General features: G+C 63.2%; 11 protein-coding genes and 2 tRNA genes. 10 read left to right on the top strand and 3 right to left on the bottom strand.

Going from position 1 to position 13,691, the window contains the following annotated elements; genetic code table 11:
* Positions 1-33 precede the first annotated feature (33 nt).
* On the bottom strand, positions 34-942 hold the full coding sequence (locus tag Q0C17_RS17445) for a hypothetical protein (protein ID WP_291209140.1): 909 nt from the start codon (positions 940-942) through the stop codon (positions 34-36).
* Between the two features lie 41 nt (positions 943-983).
* A complete protein-coding gene (locus Q0C17_RS17450; RefSeq protein WP_291209141.1) occupies positions 984-1,829 on the bottom strand; it encodes an RNA methyltransferase in 846 nt (281 codons plus the stop codon).
* A 107-nt stretch (positions 1,830-1,936) separates the two neighbouring features.
* On the opposite strand from Q0C17_RS17450, the gene Q0C17_RS17455 reads away from it, so the two are divergent.
* The 4 genes from Q0C17_RS17455 (at position 1,937) to Q0C17_RS17470 (ending at position 5,181) form a co-directional block, all read left to right on the top strand.
* Positions 1,937-2,021, top strand: a tRNA-Tyr gene (locus tag Q0C17_RS17455).
* 35 nt (positions 2,022-2,056) lie between these two features.
* Positions 2,057-2,130 (top strand) — tRNA-Gly (locus Q0C17_RS17460).
* 137 nt (positions 2,131-2,267) lie between these two features.
* Positions 2,268-3,557, top strand: a complete 1,290-nt coding sequence (locus Q0C17_RS17465; RefSeq protein WP_291209142.1) for a 3-hydroxyacyl-CoA dehydrogenase — start codon at positions 2,268-2,270, stop codon at positions 3,555-3,557.
* A 10-nt stretch (positions 3,558-3,567) separates the two neighbouring features.
* Positions 3,568-5,181, top strand: a complete 1,614-nt coding sequence (locus Q0C17_RS17470; protein WP_291209143.1) for a GMC family oxidoreductase N-terminal domain-containing protein — start codon at positions 3,568-3,570, stop codon at positions 5,179-5,181.
* A gap of 11 nt (positions 5,182-5,192) precedes the next feature.
* On the opposite strand, the gene Q0C17_RS17475 is transcribed toward Q0C17_RS17470, so the two are convergent.
* Complete coding sequence (locus tag Q0C17_RS17475) at positions 5,193-5,849, bottom strand: 50S ribosomal protein L11 methyltransferase (RefSeq protein ID WP_291209144.1); 657 nt, start codon at positions 5,847-5,849, stop codon at positions 5,193-5,195.
* Positions 5,850-6,036: 187 nt separating this feature from the next.
* Here Q0C17_RS17475 and Q0C17_RS17480 point away from each other — a divergent pair, with 187 nt between their 5' ends.
* From Q0C17_RS17480 to Q0C17_RS17505, 6 genes are all read left to right on the top strand, one after another.
* Positions 6,037-7,863, top strand: coding sequence for an SLC13 family permease (locus tag Q0C17_RS17480; protein WP_291209145.1), 1,827 nt, complete (start codon positions 6,037-6,039; stop codon positions 7,861-7,863).
* Between the two features lie 124 nt (positions 7,864-7,987).
* Entirely contained in the window at positions 7,988-9,415 is a 1,428-nt protein-coding gene (locus Q0C17_RS17485) for a circularly permuted type 2 ATP-grasp protein (protein WP_291209147.1), read from the top strand.
* A 5-nt stretch (positions 9,416-9,420) separates the two neighbouring features.
* On the top strand, positions 9,421-10,362 hold the full coding sequence (locus Q0C17_RS17490) for an alpha-E domain-containing protein (protein ID WP_291209149.1): 942 nt from the start codon (positions 9,421-9,423) through the stop codon (positions 10,360-10,362).
* Positions 10,363-10,372: 10 nt separating this feature from the next.
* Complete coding sequence (locus Q0C17_RS17495; protein ID WP_291209151.1) at positions 10,373-11,176, top strand: transglutaminase family protein; 804 nt, start codon at positions 10,373-10,375, stop codon at positions 11,174-11,176.
* Positions 11,177-11,204: 28 nt separating this feature from the next.
* On the top strand, positions 11,205-11,936 hold the full coding sequence (locus tag Q0C17_RS17500; RefSeq protein WP_291209152.1) for a proteasome-type protease: 732 nt from the start codon (positions 11,205-11,207) through the stop codon (positions 11,934-11,936).
* A gap of 199 nt (positions 11,937-12,135) precedes the next feature.
* The gene (locus tag Q0C17_RS17505) at positions 12,136-13,590 is read left to right on the top strand and encodes an amino acid permease (protein ID WP_291209153.1); all 1,455 of its coding nucleotides are present in this window, start codon (positions 12,136-12,138) and stop codon (positions 13,588-13,590) included.
* Positions 13,591-13,691 lie beyond the last annotated feature (101 nt).

Below are 13,691 nucleotides of genomic sequence, written 5' to 3' on the forward strand. Positions count from 1 at the left end.
AGAGAAGCAGTTAAAGCAAAGCCTGCCGCCTGACTACTTGTTCCCAAAGAACCGGAAGGCCGCAAAGAGGCCTGCCAGGGCCGAGCCGAGGCCGCCCAGAAGGACAAAGAGCGGGTTCGCCTGGTCAGCAAAGGCGATGGCCCGGTTAAGGCCGGAGACTTTCACCGTCACCGTGTCACGGTAGGTGCGCAGCGGTGTCACGGCATCGGTGTCAATGGCGAAGACCTCGAAGGTAAGGTCATGCTCGCCGGCGCTGAGCGCGGTGACCGACCAGCGCCAGGTATTCTCCGTGAGCGGAGAAAGCGACTGGACCGGCGGCGAAGTGGCGACGATGTCGAAGTTCGCGCCGGAGAGGCGAACTTCCACGCGCTCGGAGACTTTCGCTTCGCCTTCCTCGATCAGGCCCTTGCCGGGCAGGGCGTCGGCGGCGGTCGTGTCGCCCGTGGCGTCGATGGCGAAGGTCACGTCGAAGGCGCGCTTGTATTCGGCCGACAGCGGCGTCTCGTGGGCGACAGGCACAGTCTGCAGACGTTCCTCGAAGGAGGGCTGGGCCGGGGCCGACATTGCCGAGATCTCCGGCAATGCGCCGTCGCCGGCGCTCTCTGGCGGCGCCGAGCGCGCCATCGGGGCCGGTTCCATTTGGGTCTGGAAGTTGAACTGGCTTTCTTCTTCGGACAGGGCCGGGCCGGCTTCTGCAACCGCGTCCGGAACAGCGCCTTCGGCCGCGCTCTCGGCCGACATTTCCGGTTCGGGTTCGACTGAGGCGACATCGAAGGCCGGCTCTTCCGGCGCCGCTTCAACCGCGGCCGTTTCAACCGCACCCGGCGCTGCCGCCGCCGATGCCGTTTCTTTCGGTGTGTACTGTTCCATCAGCGCCGCGCCGCCGAAGCCGGCAACGACGAGTCCAAAAAGCACCAGCAGAACGGACAGGATGCGCAGCATGGTTGGTCTCCCCGGGAGTGAGGTATCAGTCTAGCAGACGTTCATGCGGTCGGAAAACCGCCGCGGCTCGCCTCATAGAAGGCAATTGCGGCAGCATTTGACACGTTGAGGCTTTCCATCTCCGCCGCGATCGGGATGCGGGCCAGTTCCGCGCAGGCCTTGGCGACAGCCGGGCGCAGGCCGGGGCCCTCGGCGCCGAGCACAACGGCGATCTTAGCCGCGCCCTTCACGGCAAGGTCCAGCGACCGGGTGCTCTCGCCGGCGAGGCCCACGGTGTGGAAGCCGGCTTCTGCGAGCTGTTCGAGCGCGCGGGCGATATTGACCGTGCGCACTTCGGCGATCGTCTCGATGGCGCCGGCCGCGCTCTTGGCCACGACACCGGTGATCGGCGGGGCATTGCGCGTCTGCAGCACCAGCCCGCTGAAGCCGAACGCCGCAGCGGAGCGGAAGATGGCCCCCAGATTGTGCGGATCGGACACCTGGTCCAGCACAGCGATGCGGGTCGCGCCCTCGGCGATAAGGTCTTCCAGAGCGACCGGCTCAAGCGGCTCGGCCTTGATGGCAATCCCCTGGTGCACAGCGCCGGGTGGCAGGCGCTGGTCCATCTCCTTGCCGGTGATGATCTGCGGCGTGAGGCGGCCTCTGGGCAGGCGTTCGGCGGCGTTCTCGGTGGCGAGGAACTGAAGGAACTGGCGATCGGGATTGGCCAGAGCGGCCTGGACAGCATGGGTGCCCCACAGCCAGACAGGTCCGCCCTCCTTTTCGCGCTCAGGCTTGTCACGGCCCGCGCTTTCCCGCTCCGGCCGGCCGAAATGACCCGATTGGGGCCGGTTCCCGGGCGGTCCGGGCGGCCTGTTGCCGGGCCGTTTTGTATGGTTGCGTGCCATGAGGTTCATCCTTATAAGGCCGCTTCCGGCGTGGATCGGGGGTGCTAGAACGTGCCCTTTTGAAGCGCCGGCGCGGCGGCGTCAAACGGCGTTGGCGCGGGTCCCGTGGAGGGATGGGAGAGTGGTTAAATCCACCAGACTGTAAATCTGGCCGCCTAGCGTACGCTGGTTCGAATCCAGCTCCCTCCACCACCCCGCCAATGCCGCCGCTCTCGCGGCCCTGACGGGCGGGTATAGCATAATGGTAATGCACCAGCCTTCCAAGCTGTGTATGTCGGTTCGATTCCGTCTACCCGCTCCAGTCAATGCCGGAAATCCGACGTCCGGGAAAATATGGCCACGTGGCAATCGGCGGGCTTCCCTCGCAGCGCCCGGGGCGCATAGTGTGGCCCAAAATCCGCTGGCAATGACCGGCGGGCCACCAGGAGGACGCGATCCATGCCAGCCGGCGCCATGACACCCGAGACGGTTTCCAACTACATCGCAAAGGCAGGCCGCGAGGCCTGGCAGGTTCCGGATGTGCCGGCGAACACGCCGCATCGCCCGATCCGCAAGGTCGGCGTCATCGGGGCTGGCACCATGGGCGGCGGAATCTCGATGAACTTCGCGAGCGCCGGCATTCCCGTCGTGATCCTCGAGCAGAAGCAGGAGGCGCTGGATCGCGGCCTCGGCGTCGTGCGCACCAACTACCAGCGCAGCGCCGACAATGGCCGCTTTCCGCAGTCGGAAGTCGCCGAGCGGATGGACCGATTGTCCGGCACGCTCGATATGTCGGCTTTCGCTGATTGCGACCTGATCATCGAGGCTGTGTTCGAGGACATGGACCTGAAGAAGCGCATCTTCGCCGACCTTGACCGGATTGCGAAGCCGGGCGCGATCCTTGCCACCAATACGTCGGCGCTCGACATCGACGAGATCGCCAGCGCAACGCGCCGGCCTCAGGACGTGATCGGACTGCACTTCTTCTCGCCCGCCAATGTGATGAAACTGCTCGAGATCGTGCGCGCCGACCATACAGCCGATGACGTGATCGCCACATGCATGGCGCTCGCCAGGACGATCAACAAGATCGCGGTGCTTGTCGGCGTGTGTCCAGGTTTTGTCGGCAACCGCATCCTGTTCGCCCGCCAGGCGCAGGCGCAGAAGCTCGTGAACAGCGGCGTGATGCCATGGGATGTGGATGCGGCGCTGAACCAGTTCGGGTTCCGGATGGGTCCGTACCAGATGTCCGATCTGGCTGGCCTCGATATCGGCTGGAAGCCTGGTGCGAAGACCGCCAACCCGATCCGTGACGCGCTCTGCGAACTCGGGCGGCGGGGGCAGAAGACGAATGCCGGATACTATGATTATGGCGCGGACCGCAAACCGGTGCCGTCGCCGGTAACGGCGAAGGTGATTGCGGACGTGACCGGCGCGGCGGCGGCCGCGCCGCCGAGCGCGGACGAAATCATCTCGGCCTGCATCCATCCGATGATCAATGAGGGCCTGAAAATCCTCGAGGAGAAGAAAGCGCAGCGCGCCTCTGACATCGATATCGTCTGGCTAAACGGTTATGGCTGGCCGGCCGATAAAGGCGGGCCGATGCTGTATGGCGACATGGTCGGCGCCGAGGCGGTGCTGGTGACGATGGAGCGTCTGGGCAAGGAAGACGCCCGCTTTGCGCCGAGCGAGACGCTGAAACGTCTCGCAAAGGATGGCAGCCGCTTCATCGACGTGCAGCCCGGCTAGATGAGCGCCGATGGCCCGGGCCACAAAGCCGTTTGACGGCGATTACGATTACCTCGTCGTGGGCGCCGGATCGGCGGGCTGCGTCGTGGCGAACCGGCTGTCGGCGGATCCGTCGCGGCGCGTTCTGCTGCTGGAGGCGGGCGGGGCGGACAACTGGATCTGGTTTCATATTCCGGTCGGCTACCTCTTCGCGATCGGTAATCCGCGTGCGGACTGGATGTTCAAGACGACTCCCCAGCCGGGACTGAACGGGCGGGCACTCGCCTATCCGCGGGGTAAGGTGCTGGGCGGCTCGTCTGCGATCAACGCGATGATCACGATGCGGGGACAGGCAGAGGATTATGACGGCTGGCGAGATCTGGGTCTACCGGGCTGGGGCTGGTCGGATGTGCTGCCGGTCTTCCGCGAGATCGAGAATCATTTCCTCGGCGACAGCGACGTGCACGGCGCGGCAGGCGAATGGCGCGTCGAGCCACCGCGCGTGCGCTGGGACATCCTCGACGCCGTGCGTGATGCTGCCGAACAGATCGGTATTCCGAAGACGCCCGATTTCAACACCGGGAGCAATGAAGGTTCCGGCTACTTCCATGTGAACCAGAAAGCCGGACGACGGTGGTCGGCCGCAACGGCCTTCCTCAAGCCCGTGATGAAGCGACAGAACCTGCGCGTCGAAACGGGTGTGCTGGTCGAATCGCTGCTGATCGAGAACCGCCGTGTGAAAGGGCTCGTGTTCCGGCAGAACGGGCAACGCTTTTCCGTTTCCGCCAACGCGGAAATCATTCTCTGCGCCGGCGCCATCGGCACCCCTGCGATCCTGCAACGCTCGGGCATCGGTCCGGCTGCAGTGCTTGAGGGCTCGGGTGTCACGCCGGTCGTGGATCTGCCGGGTGTTGGCGGCAACCTTCAGGACCACCTTCAGCAGCGAGCGATCTACAAAGTTTCTGGCGCCGAGACGCTGAACCAGATCTATTACTCCGTGTACGGCAAAATGAAGATGGGAATCGACTATGCCCTGCGCCGGCGTGGGCCGCTGACCATGGCGCCGTCTCAGCTCGGCATCTTCGCACGCTCCGATGCGCAGCGGGCGCGGCCGGACATCCAGTTCCATGTCCAGCCGTTATCGCTTGACCGGTTCGGCGAGCCGCTACACCGCTTTCCTGCGATTACGGTCGCCGCCTGCAATCTGCGTCCGACCTCGCGCGGCCATGTCAGGATAGCTTCGCCTGATCCCGATGCCGCGCCCGTCATCGATCCCAATTATCTCGCTACGGAAGAAGACCGCCACATGGCGCGCGAAGCAATAAGTCTCACCCGCCGTCTGATGCAGCAACCAGCGCTCAGCCGCTTTGCGCCGGTCGAGCACGTTCCGGGCGAGGCGGCTGCAGGCAAGGACCTGGCGGGCGTGGCCGGAGATATCGGCACCACGATCTTCCACCCCGTAGGCACCGCGAAGATGGGCCGCGCCGATGACCCTGCCGCCGTGGTCGACGCTGCGTTGAAGGTGCACGGCGTGGAGGGTCTGCGCGTCATCGACGCCTCGGTCATGCCGCAGATCACCTCAGGAAACACCAATACGCCGACCATCATGATCGCGGCCAAGGGCGCGGCGATGATCCGGAGCTGATCCTGCGCCGGTCAGAGTTTCCAGACGCGTGAGCGACGGAGCGTGACGCTTTCGAGGTCGGCAGTCGTCTCGATGTCGTATTCCGCAATGGGCGCTGAGCCGCCGAGCGGCGCGTAGGCTCGCCCGGGGTCGCCGGCATAGACGTCCACATCCTGCGCGGCCGCGCGGCCGAGCCAGTCGAGGAACCGCTCGGCCATCTGCTTCTGGTAAAAGATGTCGCCGGCGAGGATGACGTCCACCTCAGGAGGCGGTCCCTGCAAAAGATCGCCGCCCCTCCAGCTGATCGTCACGCCGTTGGCCTCGGCATTCAGGAGGGTGGCGGCCTCGCACATGAGGTCAATGTCATTCGCCAGCACTTCGGCCGCGCCCGACGTTGCGGCCGCAATGGCAATCATCCCGCTGCCGGCCGCAATATCGAGCACGCGTTTGCCTCTCACAAGTTCAGGCCGATCCAGAATCAACCGCGCCACCGCTTGCCCGCCCGCCCAGGGAAAGGCCCAGAAGGGTGGATCGAGCCCTTCTCGTGCCAGGTCTGCTTCGGTGGCCGACCAGATCGGGGTGATTTCATCGGCTTGCCAGATCAGCAGCTCTTGCCGGATTCCGCCGCGGCCGTCGCAGAGGCCTGCAACAGGCAAAAGCCGCGTATTGGCCCGTATGAAGGCTTTCATGTCGTCGAGTGTGCGCGGCGGTATCAGTTCAAAGTTCCTTTTGGGAGAGATTGTGCTGCTCTAGTCTGCCGGGCAGCCACTTGGCCACAGGAACCGGGCGGCAAAAGGCACCGGCCCGCAAGACGGTTGCACTCGGGCCGTGTTCGGGGTTGTGTGGCGGCGTTGTCAACGGCGATCAGGATTCTGCATGCTCGCACCGATCCTAGAAAGTTCGGCATTCCAGATCGGCTTTGTGCTGGTCCTCGTTGTGATCGTCTTCTTCGGCTTCATCCGGGAGAAAGTCCCGGCAGATGTCGTGGCCTTGCTCGCGATGGGCGCGCTGATGCTGACCGGCATCCTGACGGTCAGCGATACATTGTCCGTTTTCTCGAACGCCGCGCCAATCACTGTGGGGGCGATGTTCATCCTGTCTGCCGCGCTTGAGCGCACCGGCGTCATCGACTGGGTAGGGCGAAAGGTTGCCAGCATTGCGCAGAAAGGGTCACCCACACTGGCCGTCATCTTGCTGATGGCGTCGGTCGTGGTCCTTTCCGCCTTCATCAACAATACGCCTGTGGTGATCATCCTTATTCCGGTCGCCATACGGCTCGGCCGGGCCATCGGTATTTCTCCCTCCAAGCTCCTCATACCGCTTTCTTTCGCCGCGATCTTCGGGGGTACGACCACGCTGATCGGGACTTCCACCAACATTCTCGTCGACGGTGTCGCGCAGCGCGAAGGCATGGCGCCGTTTGGCATGTTCGAGATCACGCTTGCGGGCCTGATGTTTGCCGGCGTGGGCATTCTTTACACCGCAATCCTCGGTCCCTTTCTTCTGCCCAACCGCGAATCCCTGACATCGCTCCTTCCGGACCAGAAGGAACGTCGCTTCGTTGCTCAGATCCTGATCCCCCTCGACTCAGACCTCATCGGCAAGAAGATCTCCGAAACGGGGTTCACGGTCGAAAAGGGGTTCACCGTGATAGATGTGTTCCGTGAGGGGCTATCACTTCGCAATAATCTGAAGGCCATTGTCCTGCAGGCGGGCGACCGGATGGTGCTGCGCTCGCCGGTCTCCGAGATGTTGACCCTCAAGGAAGCCGGTAACATCGCCCTCGGCGCGCAGGCAAACTCCTCAACGTCCTTCGAGCCGGTGCAGACCACAGAGACCGTGGTGATGGAAGGCGTGATCGGCCCGCAATCCCGTCTCATCGGCCGCCGACTTGCCGGGCTGGGCCTCGCGCGCCTCTATGGTGTCTATGTACTTGCCATCCACCGCCGCGGCGAGAACATGGCCAAGCAGATCGACGAGCTGCGTTTCGAAGTCGGCGACACTGTTCTGATTGAAGGTCCGCCTGCGGGCATGCGGCAGATGTTCGAGGACGGCGTCCTCAACAATCTCACTGAAAGCACCGAGCGCGCAATCCGCCGCGATAAGGCACCCATCGCGATAGGCGCCGTTCTGCTGGTGATGGCTCTCGCAGCCATTGAGCTGATGCCGATTGCCGGCCTTGCACTGATTGCGGCGACCGCTGTGGTCGCCTTCGGCTGCCTTGACCACCAGGAAGCCTATCAGTCGATCCAGTGGGACATCCTGATGCTGATCTTCGGCATGCTGGCTCTCGGCATCGGGCTGGAGAAGACCGGCGCGGCGGACCTGATCGTCGGGTTTCTGGGCACGATCTCAAGCGGTTTCGGCCCGCTGGTCCTGCTCATCATCGTCTACGCCTTCACCTCGATGGTCACCGAGGTGATGAGCAACAACGCGGCCGCTATCCTGATCACCCCGCTGGCCATCGGCCTCGCCCAGGAAATCGGCATCGATCCGCGCCCGTTTGTTGTCGCCGTCATGTTTGCCGCCAGCGCCAGCTTTGCGACGCCCATCGGCTACCAGACCAACACGCTGGTCTACAGGGCCGGCGGCTACAAGTTCATGGACTTTGTCCGCTTCGGTTCGCCTCTGAACTGGATCTTCGTGGTTGTCGCCGCGTTTGTGATTCCGGTCTTCTGGCCCCTCGTGCCGGTCGCGCCTTGAGGGGTTGCCGGATTTTCAGGCAGCCCTTGTGGCGCTTTGCCTGAGTATGGGGCAGGGTTTCGCCGACTGTGCCTCGCAGGCGAAGCCCGTTGAGCGCCGATGAATCCCGCGTAAGGTGGCCCGCATGGGAGAAACTCCGACTTTTTTCAATGAGATGGACGGCGGCGGGGAACGCCCTCGTCCGCCGTATGCGCGGTACGGCGACTGGTTCGCCGGCGAGCCGACCGAGCGCCTGCGCCGCAAGGCGCGGGAGGCGGAGACGTTCTTCCGGCGCACCGGCATCACTTTCAACGTCTATGGCGCAGCTGATGCCGACGAGAGGCTGATCCCGTTTGACATCGTCCCCCGCATCATCTCGGCCAAGGAATGGTCGAAGCTGACGCGCGGGATCGAGCAACGGGTGCGGGCGATCAACGCGTTTCTGAGCGACATCTATCACCGCCAGGAAATCCTGCGGGCGGGGCGGGTGCCGGTCGAGTTGATCGAGAACAACGACGCTTTCCTGCCCAAGATGCTCGGCGTCTCGCCGCCGGGCGGCGTCTATACCCACATTGTGGGCGTCGACCTCGTCCGCACCAGCGAGAACGAATTCTTCGTGCTGGAAGACAATGCCCGCACGCCTTCCGGCGTCTCCTACATGCTGGAGAACCGGGAAACGATGCTGCAGATGTTCCCGGAGCTGTTCACGAAAATCCGTGTGCGGCCGGTTTCGGATTATCCGAAGATGCTGCGCCGCTCGCTGTCGGCCTGCGCGCCGCCGGCCTGCAAGGGGCGCCCGGTCGTCGCCGTGCTGACGCCGGGCATCCATAACTCGGCCTACTATGAGCATGCCTTCCTTGCCGACCAGATGGGCGCCGAACTCGTCGAAGGCCATGACCTGCGTGTCGTGGACGGGCGTATCGCGATGCGCACCACGCTTGGCTATACGCCCATCGACGTGCTCTACCGCCGCGTCGATGACGACTATCTCGACCCGCTGAACTTCCGCGCGGATTCATTCCTCGGCGTGCCCGGGATCTTCGATGTCTACCGCTCCGGCGGCATCACCATCGCCAATGCGCCCGGTACCGGCATCGCCGACGACAAGGCGATCTATTCCTACATGCCTGACATCGTGCAGTTCTATACCGGCGAAAAGCCGATTCTGAAAAACGTGCCCACCTGGCGCTGTTCGGAAGCCTCCTCGCTCGCCTACGTGCTCGACCATCTCGCCGAACTGGTGGTCAAGGAAGTGCATGGCTCCGGCGGTTACGGCATGCTGGTCGGCCCGGCTGCCTCGAAGAAGGAACTCGAAGCCTTTCGCGCCAAGCTGGTCGCCAAGCCTGCGAACTATATCGCGCAGCCCACGCTCGCCCTCTCCACCGTGCCGATCCTCACGCGTGCCGGCCTTGCGCCGCGCCATGTGGACCTGCGCCCCTTCGTGCTGATGTCGCCGGACGGCATCGAGATCACGCCCGGCGGGTTGACCCGCGTGGCGCTCAAGAAGGGCTCGCTCGTCGTCAACTCGAGCCAGGGCGGCGGCACCAAAGACACCTGGGTATTGGAGGACTAGGCGCGATGCTGGGCAAGACCGCAGGCGGCCTCTTCTGGATGTACCGTTACCTTGAGCGGGCCGAGAACACCGCGCGTCTGGCCGATGCGGGATTCCGCATTGCGCTGACGCGCTCCGATCATGCCGACGACGAGTGGGCCTCGATCATCGACACCGCCTCGGCCCGCGCCGCCTTCCTCGAAGCGGGCGGCAAGTTTGACGGGCCAAGCGTCATCAATTTCCTGCTGCGCGATCCGGCTAATCCGTCGAGTGTCATTTCGGTCATTGAAGCTGCGCGCAACAATGCCCGTCTGGTGCGCACCGCGCTGACGCGCGAAGTCTGGGAAGCCGTGAACGAAACCTGGATCACGCTGAAGTCGGAGCTCGCGCGTCCCGTGCGCGAGACCGACCTGCCGGACGTGCTGACGCGCATCCGCAACCAGAGCGCCCTCGTGCGCGGCGCCACCGTCGGCACGATGCTTCGCAACGATATCTACAACTTTGCCCGCATCGGCACCTTCATCGAGCGTGCTGACAATATCGCTCGCATCCTTGATGTGAAGTATTACGTGCTGCTCCCGTCGGTGCAACTCGTTGGCTCGACGCTGGACAATGTACAGTGGGAAACCATCCTGCGCGCCGCTTCGGCCGAGCGATCCTTCCGCTGGCTGTATGGCGGAGAGACGCGTCCGCTGACGATCGCCGACTTCCTGATCCTCGACCGGCGCATGCCGCGCTCTCTGCTTTACTGCATACGCAAGATTGCAGGCAACCTTGGTCATCTGTGCTCGGACTATTCGGTCCGTCGCCCCAGCCTCGACCATGTACTGGCATTGCGCGATGAACTGGAAGACCTCACCATAGACCAGATCATGGAACGCGGTCTCCACGAATTCCTCACCCGCTTCATCCAGTCCAACAACGCCCTCGCCGGTCACGTCGAGGAAGACTTCCGATTCAACAGATGAGGGAAGATCGATGCGTCTGAAAATCCATCACAGTGCGCACTACAGCTACACAGCGCCCGTCTCGTATGGCCTCTTCCAGCTGCGCCAGACGCCGAAATCGCGCATCGGTCAGCAGGTGCTGAGCTGGAAGCATCACATAGAAGGCGGCCGCATCGAGGCCGAGTATGAAGACCACAACGCCAACTGGGTGCAGTTGATCAGCCTCGATGCCGGCGCAGAGAAGCTGGTCATCTCCACTGAAGGCGAAGTGGACGTCGAAGACCGCGCGGGGGTCATCGGCATGCATCGGGGCTTCACGCCGCTCTGGTTGTTCAAGCGCTCGACGCTGCTGACGCGGCCGGGCCCGCTGCTGCGCCGACTGGTAAAGTCTGCTCCGGATGCTTCTGGCGGCGATCTTCCTCGCCTGCATGCGATCGCCGGCCTTGTGCGCGATGCCATCCAGTACGAGCCGGGCTGGACCGATGCCGATACGCGCGCCGAAGATGCCCTCGAAAGGGGCCACGGGGTCTGTCAGGACCACGCCCACGTATTCATCGCTGCGGCCCGCCTGCTGGGCTATCCGGCCCGGTATGCCGGCGGCTACCTGATGATGAACGACCGTATCCAGCAGGACGCCGGCCATGCCTGGGCCGAGGCCTATGTCGAGGGTCTGGGCTGGGTCGGCTTCGATGTTTCCAACGCCATCTCGCCCGACAGCCGCTATGTTCGCGTGGCGACAGGACTTGACTACCGGGAGGCCGCGCCCGTTTCTGGCATGCGGTTCGGCGCCGCGAGCGAATCGCTCGATGTGTCGATACAGGTGCAACAACAATAAGAAATTCGCCCCACGGTTACTCACTCAAATGACTTACTGCGTCGGTCTCAAGCTCAATCGCGGCCTGGTTTTCATGTCCGATACGCGCACCAATGCGGGCGTCGACAACGTGTCCCGCTTCCGCAAGCTGTTCACCTGGCAGGTCCCGGGCGAGCGAACGCTGGTGATGATGACCGCCGGCAATCTCGCCACGACGCAGTCTGTCGTCAGCCTGCTGGAGGAGCGCACCAAGGCCCCTTCCGAGCGGCGGCCATCGATTCTGGAAATGCCGACCATGTTCCAGATCGCCCGGTATGTCGGTGAGACGCTGCGCGAGGTCATCCAGTCCAATTCGCCCACGGGCCAGAAAGCCGATTCCGCTTTCAATTCGACCATCATCCTCGGCGGGCAGGTCAAGGGCATGGAACCGCGACTTTTCATGATCTACCCTGAGGGCAATTTCATCGAGGCGAGCGACGACACGCCCTACTTCCAGATTGGGGAAACGAAATACGGCCGCCCCATCCTCGTGCGGGCCTATAATCCCGCCATGAGCTTCGAGGACGCGGCCAAGTTGCTGATGGTATCCTTCGATTCAACCATCAAGGCCAACCTCTCGGTCGGCCTGCCGCTGGACCTGCAGGTGGTCGAGAAGGATGCGCTGCGGCTCGGCCTGTCCAAGCGGATCGAGGGGGAAGATCCCTATTATCAGAGCATCTCCAGAGGCTGGGGCGAAGCGCTCAAGAAAGCGTTCGATTCCCTGCCGGGCTTCTCCTTCTGACCCTCCGGGCGGGCCATGCCCTGAATGGCGAATTCCGCGCCGCAGTTCACGCCCAGCGTGAAAATCCGGGGCAGGACCTTCGAAGATTGGGCGGATTTCAGGTTGCACCTTGCGCGCGGCGCCGGTTCCGCTAGTTTCGCCACCATAACGGGGAGTGGCGCAGTAAGCGCCCGCAACGGAAACATATCAGGAAATCCGCATGATCTTTGACCGGGTTAAATCACTCGACGCCATCCTTGCGACGGCCGAAAAGAAATCGCTCACACGCACGCTGGGCGCCTTCCAGCTAACGATGCTCGGCATAGGCGCAATCATCGGAACGGGTATCTTCGTTCTGACCGCAGAGGCTGCCAACAAGGCCGGGCCTGCCATGATGATCAGCTTCGTGATTGCAGCCGTTGTCTGTGCTCTTGCGGCGCTTTGCTATGCCGAGCTTGCCTCGATGGTGCCGGTTTCCGGCTCTGCCTATACCTACAGCTATGCAACTTTTGGCGAGATCATCGCCTGGATCGTCGGCTGGGCACTGGTGCTGGAATATGCCATTGCCGCGTCCGCCGTGTCGGTCGGATGGTCAGGTTACATGGTCAAGCTGGCGGAGGAGATATTCAACGTCTCCATTCCGAACACGTTCGTCAAAGGTCCGTTTGACGACGACCCGGGCCTCATAAACATCCCTGCGATGCTGATCGGCCTGGTCTGTATGGCGCTGCTGATTGTCGGCACCAAGGAAAGCGCGCGTTTCAACGCCGTACTGGTGGCCATCAAGGTGTCGGCGCTGCTGCTGTTCCTCGTGTTCGCACTTCCTGCGATCAATGCCGCCAATTTCGAACCTTTCAGTCCCAACGGCTTCTTTGCCAGGGAAGTGATGGACCCCATCTCCAACAACATGGTCACGGTGGGGGTCGCGGCAGCGGCAGCGTCGATCTTCTTCGCCTATGTCGGCTTTGACGCGGTTTCAACCGCGGCTGAGGAAACAATCAATCCGCAACGCAACATTCCCATCGGGCTCATTGGTTCGCTGGGTATCTGCACCGTCTTCTATCTGCTGGTCGCGGCTGGTGCGATTGGCTCGATCGGGGCACAGCCTGGCGGCGAGTTGTCGCAATCAGATGATGCGCTGGCATTCGTGCTGCGTGAAATCGGCCATGGCTGGGCAGGCGACCTGGTCGCGATCGCGGCCGGCATTGCGCTTCCCTCGGTTATCCTGATGATGATGTTCGGCCAGACCCGCATCTTCTTCGTCATGGCGCGAGATGGCCTGCTTCCCGATGTGTTTTCGAAGCTGCATCCGAAATACGGCACGCCGCATATCGTGACCATGTGCACGGGCGTTTTCGTTGCGCTGTTCGCCGCGCTGTTTCCGGTGGGCAAGCTGGCAGACATCTCCAACTCGGGAACACTCTTCGCGTTCTTCACTGTGGCGGTTGGCGTGATGATCCTTCGTCGTACGGACCCATCCCGGCCCCGTCCGTTCCGCACGCCGCTCTTCTGGCTGATCTGCCCGCTGGCTGCGGCAGGATGCGTCTTCCTGTTCTTCCAGCTGTCCGGGTACACCGAACTGATGTTCCTTGGCTGGACGGTCATCGGGCTTGCGGTCTACTTCCTCTACAGCCGCGGCCGCAGCCATGTTGGACGCAGCCTCGGAAGTGCGTGAGGCCGACGCTCTTGCAGGGGCGACCTTGGCGGCGCCCGTCAGAAGGCTGAAGGTCAGGGTTTGAACCTATCCGGATCAAGGAAGGCCGGAGCGCTCACGCG

The sequence above is a fragment of the Hyphomonas sp. genome (assembly GCF_022844445.1).
In the GTDB taxonomy this organism is placed as follows: Bacteria; Pseudomonadota; Alphaproteobacteria; order Caulobacterales; family Hyphomonadaceae; genus Hyphomonas.